At 45.7% G+C, this 17,016-nt stretch carries 21 protein-coding genes and 1 pseudogene; 17 read left to right on the top strand and 5 right to left on the bottom strand.

All coding sequences use genetic code 11. The annotated features are described in order from the left end of the window. Positions 1-152: 152 nt before the first annotated feature. The 4 genes from GI364_RS18125 to GI364_RS18110 all read left to right on the top strand — a co-directional run bounded on the left by GI364_RS18125 (position 153) and on the right by GI364_RS18110 (position 2,284). A complete protein-coding gene (locus GI364_RS18125) occupies positions 153-404 on the top strand; it encodes a hypothetical protein (protein WP_198850622.1) in 252 nt (83 codons plus the stop codon). Continuing rightward, positions 394-777, top strand: coding sequence for an aspartyl protease family protein (locus GI364_RS18120; RefSeq protein WP_198850621.1), 384 nt, complete (start codon positions 394-396; stop codon positions 775-777). Before GI364_RS18125 ends, GI364_RS18120 begins: the two co-directional genes overlap by 11 nt. Positions 778-1,285: 508 nt before the next feature. Further along, positions 1,286-1,627, top strand: coding sequence for a hypothetical protein (locus GI364_RS18115; RefSeq protein WP_198850620.1), 342 nt, complete (start codon positions 1,286-1,288; stop codon positions 1,625-1,627). A 132-nt stretch (positions 1,628-1,759) separates the two neighbouring features. Next, complete coding sequence (locus GI364_RS18110) at positions 1,760-2,284, top strand: cysteine hydrolase family protein (protein ID WP_198850619.1); 525 nt, start codon at positions 1,760-1,762, stop codon at positions 2,282-2,284. Positions 2,285-2,524: 240 nt separating this feature from the next. Here GI364_RS18110 and GI364_RS24950 read toward each other — a convergent pair whose 3' ends face one another. Further along, a complete protein-coding gene (locus GI364_RS24950) occupies positions 2,525-2,671 on the bottom strand; it encodes a hypothetical protein (protein WP_233095858.1) in 147 nt (48 codons plus the stop codon). A gap of 250 nt (positions 2,672-2,921) precedes the next feature. Here GI364_RS24950 and GI364_RS18100 point away from each other — a divergent pair, with 250 nt between their 5' ends. The 9 genes from GI364_RS18100 to GI364_RS18060 all read left to right on the top strand — a co-directional run bounded on the left by GI364_RS18100 (position 2,922) and on the right by GI364_RS18060 (position 10,572). After that, a complete protein-coding gene (locus GI364_RS18100) occupies positions 2,922-3,398 on the top strand; it encodes a GNAT family N-acetyltransferase (protein ID WP_198850618.1) in 477 nt (158 codons plus the stop codon). Between the two features lie 121 nt (positions 3,399-3,519). After that, entirely contained in the window at positions 3,520-3,744 is a 225-nt protein-coding gene (locus GI364_RS18095; RefSeq protein WP_198850617.1) for a hypothetical protein, read from the top strand. A 73-nt stretch (positions 3,745-3,817) separates the two neighbouring features. After that, on the top strand, positions 3,818-4,123 hold the full coding sequence (locus GI364_RS18090) for a hypothetical protein (RefSeq protein ID WP_198850616.1): 306 nt from the start codon (positions 3,818-3,820) through the stop codon (positions 4,121-4,123). Between the two features lie 140 nt (positions 4,124-4,263). Next, on the top strand, positions 4,264-5,550 hold the full coding sequence (locus GI364_RS18085) for an IS110 family RNA-guided transposase (protein ID WP_198850615.1): 1,287 nt from the start codon (positions 4,264-4,266) through the stop codon (positions 5,548-5,550). A 1,069-nt stretch (positions 5,551-6,619) separates the two neighbouring features. Next, on the top strand, positions 6,620-6,886 hold the full coding sequence (locus GI364_RS18080; protein WP_198850614.1) for a hypothetical protein: 267 nt from the start codon (positions 6,620-6,622) through the stop codon (positions 6,884-6,886). Between the two features lie 590 nt (positions 6,887-7,476). After that, positions 7,477-8,301, top strand: coding sequence for a hypothetical protein (locus tag GI364_RS18075; RefSeq protein ID WP_198850613.1), 825 nt, complete (start codon positions 7,477-7,479; stop codon positions 8,299-8,301). A 198-nt stretch (positions 8,302-8,499) separates the two neighbouring features. Continuing rightward, complete coding sequence (locus GI364_RS18070; protein WP_370541796.1) at positions 8,500-8,790, top strand: hypothetical protein; 291 nt, start codon at positions 8,500-8,502, stop codon at positions 8,788-8,790. A 321-nt stretch (positions 8,791-9,111) separates the two neighbouring features. Beyond that, complete coding sequence (locus tag GI364_RS18065; protein ID WP_198850612.1) at positions 9,112-9,849, top strand: hypothetical protein; 738 nt, start codon at positions 9,112-9,114, stop codon at positions 9,847-9,849. Positions 9,850-10,044: 195 nt separating this feature from the next. Further along, positions 10,045-10,572: a GNAT family N-acetyltransferase gene (locus GI364_RS18060; protein ID WP_198850611.1), complete on the top strand. Its 528-nt coding sequence runs from the start codon at positions 10,045-10,047 to the stop codon at positions 10,570-10,572. A 190-nt stretch (positions 10,573-10,762) separates the two neighbouring features. Here GI364_RS18060 and GI364_RS18055 read toward each other — a convergent pair whose 3' ends face one another. Next, a complete protein-coding gene (locus GI364_RS18055) occupies positions 10,763-10,993 on the bottom strand; it encodes a DUF5348 domain-containing protein (RefSeq protein WP_198850610.1) in 231 nt (76 codons plus the stop codon). Between the two features lie 164 nt (positions 10,994-11,157). On the opposite strand from GI364_RS18055, the gene GI364_RS18050 reads away from it, so the two are divergent. From GI364_RS18050 to GI364_RS18040, 3 genes and pseudogenes are all read left to right on the top strand, one after another. Continuing rightward, the gene (locus GI364_RS18050) at positions 11,158-11,478 is read left to right on the top strand and encodes an IS66 family insertion sequence element accessory protein TnpA (protein ID WP_198850609.1); all 321 of its coding nucleotides are present in this window, start codon (positions 11,158-11,160) and stop codon (positions 11,476-11,478) included. Next, positions 11,478-11,837 (top strand): IS66 family insertion sequence element accessory protein TnpB, encoded by a 360-nt coding sequence (tnpB, locus tag GI364_RS18045; protein ID WP_198850608.1) that lies wholly within the window; start codon positions 11,478-11,480, stop codon positions 11,835-11,837. The genes GI364_RS18050 and tnpB overlap by 1 nt, the downstream gene beginning before the upstream one ends. Positions 11,838-11,905: 68 nt before the next feature. Continuing rightward, positions 11,906-13,478, top strand: a pseudogene (locus GI364_RS18040) (IS66 family transposase). Between the two features lie 6 nt (positions 13,479-13,484). Here GI364_RS18040 and GI364_RS18035 read toward each other — a convergent pair. The 3 genes from GI364_RS18035 to GI364_RS18025 are packed head-to-tail and all read right to left on the bottom strand — an operon-like array spanning position 13,485 to position 16,198. Next, positions 13,485-14,300, bottom strand: coding sequence for an ExeA family protein (locus tag GI364_RS18035; protein ID WP_198850607.1), 816 nt, complete (start codon positions 14,298-14,300; stop codon positions 13,485-13,487). Then, complete coding sequence (locus GI364_RS18030) at positions 14,293-15,648, bottom strand: DDE-type integrase/transposase/recombinase (RefSeq protein WP_198850606.1); 1,356 nt, start codon at positions 15,646-15,648, stop codon at positions 14,293-14,295. Before GI364_RS18030 ends, GI364_RS18035 begins: the two co-directional genes overlap by 8 nt. Positions 15,649-15,694: 46 nt before the next feature. Then, positions 15,695-16,198: a DUF6431 domain-containing protein gene (locus GI364_RS18025; protein ID WP_255524480.1), complete on the bottom strand. Its 504-nt coding sequence runs from the start codon at positions 16,196-16,198 to the stop codon at positions 15,695-15,697. A gap of 267 nt (positions 16,199-16,465) precedes the next feature. Between GI364_RS18025 and GI364_RS18020 the strand changes: the two genes are divergently transcribed. Then, positions 16,466-17,011, top strand: coding sequence for a GNAT family N-acetyltransferase (locus tag GI364_RS18020; RefSeq protein ID WP_198850604.1), 546 nt, complete (start codon positions 16,466-16,468; stop codon positions 17,009-17,011). Positions 17,012-17,016: the final 5 nt, after the last annotated feature.

Genomic DNA, 17,016 nt, shown 5'->3' with positions numbered 1-17,016 from the left:
TGTATGTTTATGCAATTGAGTATTTTGTTGGTTGTGGCGTATTTGGGCAGAAGAACAGGAAGACGGTCTGTTACTCTTGACATTTTGCACCGCTGTGACGCTTGAAATATGGTACATTTAGATTACCAACATGTGTAAAGGAGAGGTTTTTGATGAAGTGGTCCGACGTTCGTGAACGCTTCCCAAACCAGTTTGTATTGGTCGAAGAACTAGCATCGCATGTTGAAAATGACACAGTACTTGTGGATGATGTTGCCGTAGTTCGTGCCGTTCCAGATGCAGAAGCTACAAAAACCCTCATGCAATGTAAGGGGAAACGGTTCGTCTACCACACAAACAATGAATCAGTAGTTATCGAACTTCGACGGAGACCAGGACTAAGGGGTCGATTACGTGCGAATTGAATATTCCCATGGACTCCTGCTTGCTTCTTTAACTATCACATACAGGGGACAGAGTAAGGTTATTGACCGAATGGCGGTCGATACAGGAGCGGCTCAGACCATCGTTGTTTCTGATGCGGTTGATGAAATTGGAATAAGTTTCGACATCAGTGATCCCATAAATCGTTCCTTTGGCGCCGGTGGGACGGATTACGCATTTGAAAAGACTGTTGACAGCATCGAGTTCAATGGATATCGGATGTCCAGCAAGCCGCTGGACTTTGGGCAAATAGACTGGGACATTAACGGGTTAATCGGTTTAGACATCCTCATTCCAGGACGCTTTATTATCAATTTTGACACAATGGAGATTTATGCTCCAGGAGTGAGGTAAGCCGTCCCCTGCCTAATTGAAAAATGAAGACATTGCATGAATATTCACTCTTGATAAGAAATCGCTATGGTACTCAAGGGCAGATTACCTCAATACGACTCCATCTTAAATATTCCAGATGGATGGTATAATTAGGTTGATTAGTCCATGAACGAGGAGAAGGCTCTAAGCTATACCTTATGAAATCGAAGGCGAACAGATGAAAAGTAAGCCAAACTACGCTAACTGTCCTCATTGTAAAGAGAATACGGCTCTGGAGTGTGTTGTATATGGCGCAGCCAGTGTAAAAGCAAGTCACACGGGACCATTTGGGAACAGACTGCCGCTGAAATTATCTGTCTGTTCGAAGTGCGGGGAAGTGGTCCATATGTGGGTAGATAGTCCTGAAAAACTACTAGATGATTGAGTGAATGTAGACTTACTTACACTAGGGTGCGGCAAGGTGCATGGATATGCAATGTCGCCGTTTTATGGTCTCCGGAACTTAACGAAAGAGGAGCTGAGTTAAGTGGGCAGTACCATTACTTCGATTGAGGCTAAGGATAATATACGTGAGTGCCGCCTGTTCGGAACAAAGCAACCCTCGGATGGAAGGAAAGCTACAGAGGATGAAATATCGAGCATTCGTCAATGGATTCACTCTGTTGAATTAGTTAACGAGTTGGATGGTCGGCGAGAACCGAATGACCCTGAGAGTAAAATCTTGATTGATTTAATTAACGGACCACAACAGCCCTTCTTCGTTCAGATCACTCGTTCGGCGGAAAATAGGATACAAATGATAGATGCGACCGGAGCAGTTAAGATTTTGAAACAACCAGAACTAAGAGCGTTTCTCGATACCCTTTAGTTCACTTGATGCGAGCACTAACTGAAATACATTGTTTGCATTTATATTCTTTCTCGCATGGCGACGCCTACGTAGCTCTTGGGCAGCATAACGCAGTTAGTGAAAAGGGATGTTCACAAATGGAGGTAGACAATGAATAACAACGCTGCATTGCTGGTGATAGACGTACAGGTTGGAATGTTTTTAGAGAGTGACCCTGTTTATTCCGGTAGCCTACTGCTTGACCGAATTCACGGACTGCTGGAGAAGACACGAGCAGCTGGCATGCCCGTGTTCTACGTTCAACATAACGCAGGTGTAGGGGATCCCCTTGAACCCAATACACCTGGGTGGAACATACATCCTGATATCACTCCACTTGATGGGGACATCATCATCCACAAGTCCACTCCCGACGCTTTCTACAAAACAAATCTTCAAAATGAACTGGATTCACGTCATATCAGACGACTTGTACTAGCCGGTATTCAGACGGAAATATGTGTTGATACGACATGTCGTCGAGCATTTAGTCTTGGATACGAAGCTGTTCTTGTTAAAGACGCCCATAGTACATGGGATCGGGGAAACCTGCGAGCAAAAGATATTATTGCTCATCACAATGATTTACTTAGGTGGTTTGCTGACACTGTAGAATCCGACAATATGACGTTTTGACGGGAAATTGGCGCTTATAGTTTCTTTGTCAATAGGAGATTTATTGCAGTATTGGGCAGTAGAGGTCAACTAGGGTTTAGACGCATTAGCATTAGTAAGCAAATATTGCGATTGCAAAGCAAATTGCTGCTACAAACGATAGTGGAGTCATATAGAACTTTTCCTTTTTACTCTTGGACAGCAGATTCATAAACGTGTTTAAGCCAAGATAAAAAGTGAAGAAGTACCCAAGCCCTCTGGCTATACCGGATGGTAACCGGATGGTAACCGGATGGACACAATGTGTCCAAGTTGTAGGAGGACCATGATTGCAAGTATCTGCACGAATACTGATACCATAGATGCGATTCGTAACGCCGTAGGAAGGGTTCTATGCTTCCCACCCATAGCGAAGTCTCCTAAAGGTAAGCCTAACGCCAGCAATATGTATAAAATGATTACCATCACAAAATCAATACTTCCTATCCACGATGCAACCATTCTCCACCATCCTAGGGTCCGAGTAACATGGTTTCATAGTATCACTTAAGGGGGGAAAAAAGGTTATACGTGCTCGTATTTGCATGAATATTCATTGAGTGTTTTGTGGCTGTTATCGGTCAGGGGCAGAATAGCGCAGCAGTGAGGAGAGATCGTCATGGCATTTTCGTTTCGTACTATCGACTTGAACACTGACCTCTCTACATGTATCCAGTTTCGGAAAGATTCATTTCGAGTGAGCTTTAACGGCAGAGACAATGGCTTGGACGAAGATGAATACATCGACTTGCTGAAAAAGCGGACAGTTCAGTTTCCGTGGGGCTATGTCATGGTTGAAGACATTGGACAAGTTGTTGGACAAATGGAATTTTTCATAAGAAAATACGAGGGAAGGCGGATTGGCTTCGTGAGCCTGTACTACCTTATTTCAGATGCTCGTGGTCAGGGACAAGGTGCGCAATTGACCAATTACGCTGAAGCGCGGTTCCGCCAACATGGCGTTTCAGAATACCATTTACGTGTGTCACCTACAAATGAACATGCGGTTCGGTTCTACGAAAAAGCCGGACTTGCAAAGTTGAAAGAGGAATCATTTAACCACGTTGTATGGAGAATGGGTAAGACATTGCGGTAGTGGAAGGAACTCGCAACGAAGTTTGAATAAATATTCCCTTTGAACGCCTGCGCTTTATTGGATTATGGGGAAGTACCATAAGGAGTTCGACGCTTCACAGTGGTTTCAGGGAGGCAGTGGCATGTCACAATGGGAAGCTGTTTATGTAAATGACCCTGATCATGATTACGACTTAATTCTAGAAATTGAATTCAATGGACAAGATGTGGGACGCATTCACAAGGACAAGGATGGGCTGGAACTTGTATGGTATGCCAACAAGCAGGACTGTCAGATTCCACTGAAATGGCTCAAAAACCTGTTGCAAGAAGCCGAGGACAATCTGAATGATTCGTCACGTGTATAGATATTCATTGCGTTGACACTGTGAGATCTGTCATTAGCGGGCAGGATTGTTGAACAGGAATGGAGGATTGACCTTGAAGAGAATTGGCTTAGGTTCGATTTCATTGTTGCTCTTGATGTTCGGGATATTATTTTCCTTTTCATTTGATAATGGAGTGGCATATGGCGATAGTATACTAAGATTTTTAGGGTTAAGCCCTTGGTCAAACGGTAATTCAGGGCTACATTTTACAATGTTTTATGCACTTTTGTTCTACATCCCAGCTTTGATCTTGGGTTACAAGTACAGAAATAACTTTGGAGCAAAAACCGGTAGGGTTTTGTCCCTGATCATGGTCGTCTTGCTTCTGGTGGCAACGCCATTTTTGGGAGTTGCTTAGCAACTTTCAGAATATTTTGTTGTATCGTTAAAGGGCAGCATTCCTGTTATGAAGCAAAACCGGGTTTGAGGCAATAAAAAACTCCTGATAGTGTTGATGTCGACGAAAACACACCACTAATCAGGAGGTAGAACACTAACATGAGTATAACGCAAAACACCAAGATTCGCAGGATTACAGAGTCCACTTTGGTCATCGGAGCAGATATTTCCAAGAAGGTACATGTAGCACGTGCCTGTGACGTTCGTGGAATAGAGCTGGGTTCTCCGTTGACTTTCAAGAACGAAAGACGTGGATTTCGGGGACTCAAGAAGTGGGTTCGGACCCTCATGTTGAAACACAGCTGTGACAACGTCGTTTTCGGCGTTGAACCCACAGGGCACTATTGGATCAATCTCGCTCAGTTCCTGCGTCGAGAGGGTATTCGTGTCGTGGTGGTGAACCCGTTTCATGTCAAGAAAACAAAAGAGTTGGAAGACAATAGTCCAACAAAGAACGACCGCAAGGATGCACGTGTAATTTCACTTTTAGTCAAGGATGGACGGTACTCCGAACCCAACATTCCGGAAGATATCTACGCAGATTTGCGGGTAGGAATGAACGAAAGAGACCGTTTGTCCGTAGACTTAAAACGAGTTCAAGCACGTATCCACAACTGGTTGGAGCGCTACTTTCCAGAGTTCACAGAGGTCTTTAAGGACTGGGAAGGAAAGGCGGCTCTCGTGTGTTTGCACAAGTTCCCGTGTCCAGCAGATGTTGAGCAAATGACCGCGCTTGACATTGTCTGTGAGTGGAGACAGGGTGGCATTTCACGAGGTGTTGGATTAAGTAAAGCGAATTTCTTGAAAGAGATGGCTGAACAATCTATTGGACTCACGGAAGGACTGAAGATGGCTCACCGAGAGCTGGAGATTCTGCTAGGTCAATATGACTTGTACCAAAAGCAGCTAGACCAACTCCTGAGTGAAGTAGAGCAGTTGCTCAGTGAGATACCTGGAGCACAGAACATGCTGAGCGTACCTGGGGTGGGACTAGTTACGGTGGCTGGATTTCTAGCCGAAGTCGGGGAGCTCACACGCTACGACAATCCCAGACAAATTCAAAAGTTGGCAGGACTGAATCTGAAGGAAAACAGTTCTGGGGAACATAAAGGGCAAACGACGATTACTAAGCGTGGTCGTCCAAGACTGCGGTCACTATTGTTCCGGTGCGTCATCCCGTTATTAGCAAAAAACACGGAGTTTCGGTTGCAACATGAATACTACACGCAAAGAACTGAGAATCCACTTAAGAAAATGCAGTCAGCCATTGCGCTGAGTTGTCGATTGATTCGAGTTTTGTTTGCACTAGGACGTAAAGAAGTCTCGTATGATCCGGTTAAAATGCTAGGACCTGTTCATCTAGAACGAACACAGAACGTCGCCTAAGATCTTAGTTTCTCTCGATATCTAGTTCAGTTGCAGTAACTCCATGGACAAACGAAGCACGGAGCAGCCGGTCCGACACATTCCTTTAGGACAAAGACCCAGGCGGGCAGCAGACAACGGCATCCATCCTTTGGCAGGCAGGACGAAGGAATGTAACGGGCTCATAGGAGACCCTGGGAGACATGAGAGGGTAAGCCACAAAGGTGTAAATGGACATCCAATGTGCAACCATATTTTGGTAGAATGGGGGTAACCCTTTATTCCTGCATACCCAGATGTTCATTACCGAGGTTTTGTCTCTGTTCCTGAACACAACTGCTTGTATGTCGATAGAGAAAAACTGCGATTGAACGAGAATGAGAAAGGAAACGAAAGATCATAGAGAGAGGAATGTCCCAGAGTCCCTATGAAAGATTTTATTTCAGGCACGAAGGAGGAAAGTGAAAAATGAGCCACATTTTTTTCCACTGGCTAGGCATTATGATTGCTTGTAGTTCTTTGGTCGGCGGGCTGTATATGCTTCTTATTCGAGTTTATTATCCCAACAATAAAAGAAAGCAAAATTTTCGTTTTGACTTTAAAACGATTACTGGTCTAATTGGGGGCGGAGTAGCGTTATTGTTAGCTCTAACTCATCTAGTTAATTAGAGTCTATCTCCCTTTTTAAACCATGAATTACTTTAGACAAGAACACCGTTGAAGGCGTTGTAGAGTCTGTAGTAAGAAAAAATTGAATTGTTAGGTGCATAAATATGCAACAAGTAATTTACTAAATTCTGTCGTTAACGGGCAGCTATGCGACACATTCGCACACAGAATATGGATATAATTCCTTTACTCGAATTAGCTGCGTTAATCTGTTGTTTGGGCGTGAACAAATAAGTGAAGAATGTACTTCGCTTTGATAGCTCCACTGAACTTTAGAGTTTGGGCTTTATAACAAAGGTTCTTTTCGTTGTTACTGAACCAACGTCTTTTTGTAATATAACTCAGAATAGGAAAGAATCACCGCAGAATCTCACTTGAATTGAATTCTTTGCTTCCTTACGCTTGTGGAGGGAGGCGGATTATGTCCAAAGAATTCTTTTTTCTTTTGGCAGGTATCATTCCGTTTGTGTTAGGCGGTTTTATTCTCAAAAAATCTCATCGAAGAGCACCAAAAACCGAACGGAATTGGTTTGTTGAAATACTCCTTGCGATTGCGGATATTGTGCTAAACGTGTTCACAGAAGGACTCCCCGATAGTAAAGAGGCATGGGCATTACTGATGCTTGTCATCGGCTTCTTAATTGCTGTCTTGTCCGCAATCAATTTGGTAATCAATCTGGCGCATTGAAGCAATTGCTCGTGCGACAATTGGATTGACTCCGTTACTGGACTAAAGGGCAGGCTAGTTTGATTATGAGGCAACCTCCTATTAGGCTTAAGGTTGCTACATTCAGAGTATGTTGTCCGACATAATTGCGGTCTTCAGAGGAGTGTATAGAGTTTGAGTCGCATATATACATTTATTTTGGTCTTGGTTACATTAGTGTCTATCGTCGGTTGTGGACAACGAAAACTATGGGTGTCTCATACTTTAGGTCCAAATACGTTTTACTATGTGATAACTTCCAATAAGACTACTAAAGTCGGCAATTTGATTTACAAATTGCGCATAAAACATTCAACCAACTATGGCTCAAACTACTGGGCAACAAATGATAATTCAGCAGAGGCGATTTATAAGATTCCAGGGAAAGCATCGATAAGAAATATAGTTGTGAAGCTGAAGAATGGGGTATACGTCAAAGCGTATATAAACGGGAAAAACAAACCGTGAGTAACACTCAAAGCAAAATCAGTCTTTAGACCGATGTGCAGTTTCTTTTGCGTTTGTAAAATAGGAACTGCATATCATTCCACAGAAGGAGCGAATATCTTGTAATGAAAAAGAGTGTATTGACAACAGTAACTTTATTTTCCGGAATTGTTATGATGGCTCCTAATGTCTTTGCAAACACACTTCCGACGGGAAACGCTCAACAATCCATGGACCCAAAACCTCCAGTTCTTCACCACATTAGCGCGAAGAAGGCAAAGGCACTAGCTAAAAAGTTTTTGGGTAAAAACGTTGCTGATCACATGATTCATCGAGCTAATCCATCAAAAGTAAAGCAACATCCTAATATGAGCTATGTTACATCTACGACATCCAGCAACTGGTCTGGATATTATGTCAACACTACTCAAAGTAAGGGTGCTCAAGCCCACTTTAATGATGTTTCCGATTCGACCGGCGACGTTGCTCCTTGGGTAGGGGTTGGGGGAGTCGATTCCTCTTCTCTAATTCAGACAGGTATTGACGATAATTTACAAGAAGCTTGGTATGAGATGCTACCAAGCAAACCACAATATGTTTTTAATGTACATCCTGGTGACAATATCGCAGCTACTGTTAGTTATGATTTTAGTAGTAACATGTGGTATGTTGACGTGGATGACTTAACAACAAACGTATATTATGCAAACGAATTTTCATACAATGTACCTGGTGACACGGCAGATTTTATCTTAGAAGCTCCGAAGAGCGATCCTGGGTCTCCTGCGACGACCGATTTTAGTAGTGCCTACTGGATGAATAGCAGCGGATTGAATGAAACACTTGGTAGTGGCAACCTAACGAAAGTCACAATGTCTAGTGCGTATGGAAAACTAGTTCCCTCCGCTCTAACCACTAGCACAAGCTTTAATGTTTCTTATAGTAGTTAACAAAACACAATAACATATTCTAAACAGGCTTCAAAGAACTATTGAAATTGTAACCGTCATTCACATGGATGATTTCTATCTACCTTCGAATCAAATTTTAAACGACCTTCCAGTAAATAAGCCAATTGGAGCAGACTTTGACTGGCAACGGATATTAGAACAAGTATTTAACCCCCTTAGTGAGAACGAACAGGGACAATGCCAAAGATACGATTGGGAAACGGATCGTTAGCCGATTGGCATACTGTGCCACTTGGAGGAATTGTCATTGTGGAGGGGGTATATTCCCTTCGTAAAGAACTGTTTGACCAGTATGATTTATCTATTTGGATTGATTGTCCTAGAGATGTTAGACTATCCCGAGGATTAGAACGAGACGGCGAAGAAGCACGTGATTTATGGGAAAATCAGTGGATGATCGCCGAAGACATGTATGTACAAGAACACCGCCCGCGAACTAAGAGCCTTTGTCGTGATGGACGGCACTAAATGAGATTAACTCTGTTGAATGAAAGGACGGATGCCATATTCGTCCTTTCATCTAGCTATTCTGGTAAGGGAATTGGTAGTAAATCTATTGCAGTAACGGGGGCGTTAGCTACATAAGAATATGCTCAGCATAGTGACTGGACATACATTTTAGTGTATGTTTATAGGTTTTTGCTGTCGATCCTGCTATTCGTCGACAGATGCTGAACTGCTTGAAGCCAGAAGTTCGGTTACCAACTTTATTGTTTGCAAACAACAATGTAAGTTGATTGGCTGCAGCAAATAATGTGTTCCTAGGGGCAAGAGTCAGGGGGGATAACTATGGAATATAGTGTGGAACGCTTTGATGCTATGCAATTTGCAGATGAGCAAATTGAGGAACTTTTTTCGGAGGGTTTTCCTCCATTTATCACGGCTGATCCAGTAGCAGAGGTGTACATCGAACGTGTTTTCGAATGTTTTGGAAAGTACCATATAGCCCTGGTCGATGCGAGAGAAGATAAACCGATGGCAAGTGGTTGGGGCGTACCGATTCGTTGGACGGGAGAGGTAACCGACCTGCCGTCAGGCTATACGGACACACTGAGACGAGCGATACGGGAGTCTGACACGAATATCCAACCAAATACGTTAGTTATTTGCGCAGGTATCGTAAACCCAACGTTTGCAAACAAGGGTGTAGCAGGTGAACTGATTCTCGCCCTAAAGGAACTCGCCTCCGCATCCAACTTATCTCATGTTATTGTTCCCTTGCGACCGACGCTCAAGCATCGGTACCCATTGACACCTATAGAAACCTACAGTCAGTGGGTTCGCCCAGATGGGCTACCGTTGGACCCCTGGCTGAGAACGCATATCCGTTTGGGAGGCAGCATCATTGCAATGGCTCCCCATTCACAGACCATGACAGGAACGGTCGAACAATGGGAACAGTGGGCAGAGATGAAATTCCCTTCTACTGGGCATTACGTCATTCCCGATGGATTAAACACACTTTACATCGACAGAGACCGTGATGTTGGCACCTATACGGAACCAAATATCTGGGTTCGCCACTGATAGTGTGTCTATTTCAGTGAATTAGAGTTTAATTGTTGAAGTAACGAGTGGTCGATGTTTCAAACGTAAGTCCCTCGTCCTTTTACGAGGCGGTTTAGTGAGGAGAATCGTTTCCTTAACACTGAGCGGATATAAACCTGTTTAGAGAAATGATCGAACCCGTCATGGGTGAGTCAAGGGAGTTGCTTTGTTACGATGAATGACGTTTGTCTTGTACGACCTTCTATGCAACTTCAAGACAACTACTTTTCCTTCTATCAGGACTGGGTCAGCTCCGGAGAATACATGGTTCCTTGGGTTATCTCCAGAGACCCCTCAGACTTTCCCTCCATGCTTGAGTTTCTGCTTGACAATGAACGCGGCGCGAATTTACCAGATGGCTGGGTTCCTTCGTCTACATTTTGGCTGGTGGACGCAACGAATCGCGTCATTGGCGCAGTGAATATCCGTCATCGGTTAACAGAGTACCTTAGGACCATAGGCGGACACATTGGGTACGGAATTAGACCGTCTGAAAGAAGAAAAGGGTATGCGACCAAACTGCTGCAACTATCGCTAATCCGGGCGAGAGACCTAGGCATTCAACGAGCATTGCTTACCTGCGATGAAAAAAATGTGGCATCAGAAAAGACGATCCGAAATAATGGGGGTATCCAAGACTCAAACTACATCGATGACAATGGTCATGTGACTTGCAGGTTTTGGATTGACACGAGGGGTTGACTTATTGTGACTTATTTTGTTTTGTTGCATGCGTTATTGCACGGGTTATTGACAGGAAACGCTGTTCTTGTGTTACTGACAGAACATAGTGGCCATAGTTTGACGGCCTAAGTTGTCCATGATTTGACGGAAATCCTGGCCATGAGAATACAGGAGAGCAGGAAGGATGCAACATCCTTCCTGCGAGCACTTAGATTTCTATGGTTACCTTGTATCTTCGCCGTTCAAGGAGTCCGAGTGGTACATTCTCCAGAATCACATACCATTTCTGAGATAGTTCCAGTCTCCCAGTCATCGTACGGTTCGGAAAATGTAGTTTAAGCGTTTCCCCGCATCGAAGGCTATACCACGCATCCTCTCCTTCAAACACCCACCGTCCAAGTTCCTCGTCATAGGCGATGAATCCTTTGCACCACGTCATGAGAGTTCACCTTGAACCACAATGCTCACAATGTAGTCGTCGATAATTGGTTGGCGATTTTGCACACCATAGAGTAGAGAAGTAAGCGTAAAACCTAGCACACCTCGTCGTAGGATTCATGGGGAGAGATAATAACCTCAAACCAATCGGAGGGGTGTTTTTTTATGTCCAGAGAAGAAGTGCGAAATCATTGGAGAAAGCTTGTTGAAGAGTTTCGAGAAAGTGGTGAAACCGCGGCGGCCTGGTGTAGGGAGCACAACCTCGACGTGAAACAGTTCCGTCGTTGGGCTCGGAAGTTCGACAAGGAGACGTCCACCAATGCCACTGCATCACCCAGAGTAAAGCTACTATCCGTTCAGGTTGAGGACTCGGTAGAGGACGCCGAACCAGCACTCGTTGTTCACGTGGGGGCGGCGTCCGTCGAAGTACATAACGGGTTCAACCGCTCACTACTCAAACAGGTTGTTCAGGTGTTGGCGGAATAATGTTTGGTGAGTTTGACCTGGAGAAGCGTGTGTATTTAGCACCAGGACCTACGGACCTGAGGAAATCTATAGACGGGCTTTCTGTTCTGGTGAAGGAGGTTCTGCACCTAGACCCCTTTTCTCCGTGTCTTTTTGTCTTTTGTAACCGAAACCGTGACAAACTCAAGGTCTTGCACTGGGAGCATAACGGCTTTTGGATTCATTATCGCCGGTTGGAGAAAGGCCGGTTTCAGTGGCCGGATGCCTCTCATACGGGTCCCATTGTCATGGGTCAGCGGGAGTTGCGATGGCTTCTGGATGGGCTATCGGTCCACCAGAAAAAGGCACATCCGAAAGTGAAAGCAAGGACCATCATTTAGTTAGATAAAAAGCACGAAAATCCTTGTCACAACAAGGGTTTTCTGAGGTTTTGTCGAAGTGATATAGCATGAGTAAATCACCTGATTTGACCACAGAAGAGGTCGCTGCTTTGCAGCATGAAAATACAACATTAAAGCACAAAAACGATGAGTTACATTCTAAGGTAGAGTGGCTGGAAGAGAAACTCCGTCTTGCTCAGCATAAGCGTTTTGGTGCATCCAGCGAACGCACGAATCCGGACGCATTGCAAACACGGCTGTTTAATGAGGCAGAGTCGGAAGCAGACCTACCCCGGAAGAGCCAAAGGAAACCATCACGTACGAACGAAAGAAGAAGCAAACTGGCCAACGGGAAGAGCTACTCAAAGACCTGCCTGTGGAGCGTATTGAATATCGGCTGCCTGAGGAGGAGCAGATCTGTTCTTGTTGTGGCAATCCGACACATGAGATGAGCACAGAAACTCGACGAGAACTGAAGATCATTCCTGCGCAGGTGAAAGTCATTGAGCATGTACAATACATCTATAGTTGTCGCCGCTGCGAACGTAATGAAATCCATACCCCCATTGTGAAGGCGCAGATGCCAGAGCCGGTGATTCCGAAAAGTTTGGCCTCCCCATCGACGCTGGCCTACATTCTGGATAAGAAATACGTACAAGGCATGCCATATATCGCTTGGAACAACAGTTCGAGCGTCAGAAAATCCCGCTGTCTCGGCAGACGCTGGCCAACTGGGTTCTATATGGAGCGAATCAGTGGTTGGCCAAAATCTATGAGCGCATGCATGAAGAGTTGTTGAAAAGAACGTATCTCCACGCAGACGAGACCACGGTCCAAGTGTTACACGAAGCTGGGAGAGCTGCAGAGAGCAAGTCCTACATGTGGCTATACCGCAGTGGACGGGACGGACCTCCCATTGTTCTCTATGACTACCAGGAAACACGCAGACGAGAACATCCAATGAACTTTCTGGCAGGATTTCATGGATATCTGCACGTGGATGGTTATGTCGGGTACAATGACATTCCCAATGTGAGACTGTCGGGTTGCCTGAGTCATGCACGGCGCAAATTTGATGAGGCTTTGAAAGCTTTGCCTGCAGGCAAACGCAAAGGTCCAACGGCTGCCAAAGAAGGATTGGACTTCTGCAATAAACTGTTTAAGATCGAACGTGGACTGAAGGACGCCAGTACAGAGAAACGGTACAAGGAGCGCCAGAAACAGAGTCGACCTGTTCTCGACGCTTTTTCAGCATGGCTTCATACTCAGAAAGACAATGTACTCCCCAAGAGTACCTTGGGCGAGGCAGTAAACTATTGCTTGAACCAATGGGAGAAGCTTGTTACATTTCTGGAAGACGGGAACCTGGAGATAGATAACAATCGTGCGGAACGCTCCATAAAACCCTTCGTTCTCGGAAGACGGTCTTGGCTGTTTAGTAACGCCCCCAGCGGAGCCAGAGCCAGTTCTGTCGCTTACAGCATCGTGGAAACAGCGAAAGAAAATGGTCTGAACCCGTTTGCCTATCTCGAATACCTTTTTGAACAATTGCCTAACCTCGACCAGACCGTTGAAGATTCACTGGCGACCCTGTTACCTTGGTCCGACGGCTTGCCGGAACAAGTCCGACATCGTCGATAGACAACCCTATACAACAGCCCCGCTGGCTAGCCGGTGGGGCTTTTCAATACTGGCAGATGTGGCATGATGCTGCAATGTGTCCGTGGTTTGACGCTTACGTAGAGAATGCGTACAGACTTTGTTAATGAGCCTGGGTGCACCAGCAGAATAGCGATAAATTTCATCAACCGCCTTCTCGGAAAAGATGGTGTGCTCTGCCCCAGCGTAGGCCATGTGTCGTTCAATGTACTCGCCAACGTGCGCTCTATCGTAGTACTCCAGTTTGCATTGTAAGTCAATTCTCTGCCGGATGGCAGTGTAGGATTGTAAGTTCAGACGTTCCCATAATTCATTTTGTCCCACGAGTATGAGGGACATCGGGCTTTGTGAGTCCATACGGAAATTGAGTAGGAACCTGAGTTCTTCTAACATTTCTCTATCCAACAGATGGCTCTCATCAATGATGGCCACCGGCTGTAGGCCATGAACCCTACGCATGATCTCAATCTCACGATGAAGTTGCCGTTTGGCGTCTCCACGATAAAATTTTGCCTCATACCCCAACTGCTCCAACATTCCCTTGTAGAAATGCCGAGGCGTTAGTTTAGAATCTGAGAGGTACAGGGTTTTAAACGCCGACTGGGAAAGGACTTCTGTGAATCTGCGAACGGTGGTTGTCTTGCCGATACCGCAATCGCCCGTTACCACAGCAAACCATTGCCGTTCTGCTACATACTTGAGTCTGCCGAGAATCTCCTTGAGTTCAGGCGGTATATAGAGTTCGTCTGTGGGGATATCTCGCGAAAAGGGGGTGCGTTGCAATTCGTAAAAGGATTCAAACATGCTCGGTTTCCCCCTCCCATAGCCCCTCGTAGCGAACTGCGGGTGTCGTTCGTTCACGGCGCTGTTGATGCTGCTCCTTTGCTGCATCCAGAAGGCGGGAGGACTTTGCAGGTTGAGTGTCCAAATGCGATGGAAGTGGAGGCCGCTGGCCTGCAGATTCTCCGATAGATAATTCTTTGACCTGCCACGGTTTGTGGCCCGAACATTCAATGGTAAGTTGGCTGATGTCCGCCGGGTCGTAGATTACATCCACTGCTTGTCCAATTACCGAAAGGCCCACTTCATACTTTTTACCCATGAAGCTGATACAGCCAGACTTGTCTACTTTTCTCTTTTCCGCGTGCAGGAAGGCATCTGCTACAGCCTCAGGGGTGGTAAAGCGTAACGCCTTTCGGTCACTGCGGTAGGCGGTTTCAGGACTGGCATTTTCGTCCAGACTGGCATGTGGACGATGTTGATAACACTCACTTAACCAGACTTGGAATTGTTCATTGAGTTGCTCTAGTGTCTGAGGATTGTTCAACGACACCTCGCTGAGAAATGTGTCAATCGTTCTATTCAGTCTCTCAATTTTCCCCTTGGATTCTGGCGAATAACTTTTTGTGTAACGAAGTCTGATCCCCAATTTAGAGCAGGTTCGGGACATCCATTTGGTGCGATATTGAGAGCCGTTGTCGAAGTACACAGATTCAGGTACCCCATACTTCTGGATGGATTTCCGAAAGCAATCTTCAACGATGGATTGGTCTATAGTGGGGTAAAACTGGGCATGTAATACAAAGCGTGTTGCGTCATCCTGCATCGCTACCAGGTAGACTTGCAGCTTCTTTCCTCCCGGACCGATGGGGAGGTAGGGACCATGTTTAATATCTGACTGCCACAGCTGATTACGATGCCGTTTTTGAAACCGGCGCGCTGCGATCCCTGTCTCCGCATACATACGCATGTGCCTTGCGCTATATCCGCGTTCCGCTAGTTTCTCTTGAAGTGTACTGCGTTTCAGTTGTCCAGGAAGCGCCTTGCCTTCCCACTCCAGAATTTGAATGATTTGCGAGATACTACGGCTTGGCACTTCACGGCGTAACAGAATGGCTTGTTCGATGAGGTCTTTAAACGGTGACGAGGATGAGTGGAAATGCTGCTTTCCTTTTGGCTTGAGTCCTTCAAATCCATGCTTGCGATACTGAGCCAGATAGCGGCGTAAACTCCGTTCAGAGACACCGTGCTGTTGACAGATCTGAGCCTTGATGTCCCGGACCTTCGCTCCATCGAGTCCGTCTGCTAACAATGGGGAGATTAGTTGTACCCTGTACGCTGCAATATCCTCCGCTTTTTTCCAATCTTTCATGGTTATCTCCTCTTTCAACTAGGGATAACATGAATGTAGACTGGCTTCATTCGGACAAAAATGCAGAACGGGTCTGTACCCATAAATTCATATTTACAATGGGACGGACAACTTTCCCCAGCCATCCATTGTTTTGATGAGATTCCGCCTGTCCAATGCTTTGAAGTGAGAATTGCAGAGGATTGGACCCATTCTCTACAGGGAACTCCATTCGGTGAGCTATGGAAGCTAAGCACCTGGTTGCATACACAGACCATATTTCAAACCATGTTCGGATTCTGCGAAGCGTCGATTCATCGGCTCCGACGGCTGGGGCTTCCTGTGTAACAACTTGCTCAATACTCTCAGCCTCATAACGTTTGTAAGGCACAAGCAGGTTCGGGAGTTCATGATGGATCCGCTTGCAACCTTCGCAGCGCATTCTCCGAATGATGAGTTGAATCTTCTCTCCAGAACTTTTGATACAACCCCTACGCCGACTCCCTGCCACCCCTAGGTGTCCCTGGCAACACGGACATGGGATGACTTCCTCACTTCGAACAAAAAACACCGGGGGACTGCTCAATTAACGAAAATTCTGCTATAATGATCATGTTGAATGTGGGACGCCTCTAGTGGCACTGCGCTAACAGTGTCACAGGTAATGGAGGCGTCTTTTCCATTCCTAGGATGAGGCCAGTATATCCGTCAATCTTTGGACAGGCAATACCGTCAGCTTTCCGCCATTATGCCGTGGCAGAAACATTCTTGATAAGTCTTGAGTCAACACACAAAGACGGTTAAAGAGGGGTTAAATGGAGCGGGGGACGAGTTTGCCATGAGAATTGAAACGAATCGATTAATAATACGGGAATTTATCGAAGCAGATTGGGAGCAAGTGCAGGCTTATGCTTCGGACGCGGAACTTGTGCAGTTTATGGAGTGGGGACCTAATTCGGAGGCTGCAACACAGGAATATATCGACAGGATGCTAGTGTCTCAGAAGCAAACTCCCCGAGTGACATACGAATTTGCGATTACGCTCAAGGCTAACGGTTTGTTGATTGGTGGAAGCGGACTACATATCGAGGAGTACCAGCAGGCTTCACTTGGATATTGTTTCAATCGGGCGTTCTGGGGGCAGGGATTTGCAACCGAAAGTGCACATGCCTTGTGCGAATTTGGTTTCTCGAGACTCAACCTTCACCGGATTTATGCGACATGCAGGCCAGAGAATGTTACGTCGGCAAGAATCATGGAGAAGCTAGGAATGACCAAAGAAGGAGTGTTGCGGGAGCATATGTTTTGGAAAGGAAAATGGCAGAGTTCGTTTATCTACGGGATTCTGGCGAGTGAATTTTCTCTGAAGTCGGAGCCTCTGTAGAGTGG

The sequence above is a fragment of the Alicyclobacillus sp. SO9 genome (assembly GCF_016406125.1).
GTDB lineage: Bacteria > Bacillota > Bacilli > Alicyclobacillales > Alicyclobacillaceae > SO9.
This window is presented reverse-complemented; position numbering and strand designations above follow the sequence as displayed.

Excerpts from the sequence above, each read along its gene's own strand:
- GI364_RS18035 (WP_198850607.1), bottom strand. The coding sequence starts at position 14,300 with ATGTTTGAATCCTTTTACGAATTGCAACGCACCCCCTTTTCGCGAGAT.
- GI364_RS18055 (WP_198850610.1), bottom strand. The coding sequence starts at position 10,993 with ATGACGTGGTGCAAAGGATTCATCGCCTATGACGAGGAACTTGGACGG.
- GI364_RS18085 (WP_198850615.1), top strand. The coding sequence starts at position 4,264 with ATGAGTATAACGCAAAACACCAAGATTCGCAGGATTACAGAGTCCACT.
- GI364_RS18080 (WP_198850614.1), top strand. The coding sequence starts at position 6,620 with ATGTCCAAAGAATTCTTTTTTCTTTTGGCAGGTATCATTCCGTTTGTG.
- GI364_RS18125 (WP_198850622.1), top strand. The coding sequence starts at position 153 with ATGAAGTGGTCCGACGTTCGTGAACGCTTCCCAAACCAGTTTGTATTG.
- GI364_RS18060 (WP_198850611.1), top strand. The coding sequence starts at position 10,045 with ATGAATGACGTTTGTCTTGTACGACCTTCTATGCAACTTCAAGACAAC.
- GI364_RS18020 (WP_198850604.1), top strand. The coding sequence starts at position 16,466 with ATGAGAATTGAAACGAATCGATTAATAATACGGGAATTTATCGAAGCA.
- GI364_RS18110 (WP_198850619.1), top strand. The coding sequence starts at position 1,760 with ATGAATAACAACGCTGCATTGCTGGTGATAGACGTACAGGTTGGAATG.
- GI364_RS18100 (WP_198850618.1), top strand. The coding sequence starts at position 2,922 with ATGGCATTTTCGTTTCGTACTATCGACTTGAACACTGACCTCTCTACA.
- GI364_RS24950 (WP_233095858.1), bottom strand. The coding sequence starts at position 2,671 with ATGGGTGGGAAGCATAGAACCCTTCCTACGGCGTTACGAATCGCATCT.
- GI364_RS18065 (WP_198850612.1), top strand. The coding sequence starts at position 9,112 with ATGGAATATAGTGTGGAACGCTTTGATGCTATGCAATTTGCAGATGAG.
- GI364_RS18030 (WP_198850606.1), bottom strand. The coding sequence starts at position 15,648 with ATGAAAGATTGGAAAAAAGCGGAGGATATTGCAGCGTACAGGGTACAA.
- GI364_RS18075 (WP_198850613.1), top strand. The coding sequence starts at position 7,477 with ATGAAAAAGAGTGTATTGACAACAGTAACTTTATTTTCCGGAATTGTT.
- GI364_RS18070 (WP_370541796.1), top strand. The coding sequence starts at position 8,500 with ATGCCAAAGATACGATTGGGAAACGGATCGTTAGCCGATTGGCATACT.
- tnpB (WP_198850608.1), top strand. The coding sequence starts at position 11,478 with ATGTTTGGTGAGTTTGACCTGGAGAAGCGTGTGTATTTAGCACCAGGA.
- GI364_RS18050 (WP_198850609.1), top strand. The coding sequence starts at position 11,158 with ATGTCCAGAGAAGAAGTGCGAAATCATTGGAGAAAGCTTGTTGAAGAG.
- GI364_RS18095 (WP_198850617.1), top strand. The coding sequence starts at position 3,520 with ATGTCACAATGGGAAGCTGTTTATGTAAATGACCCTGATCATGATTAC.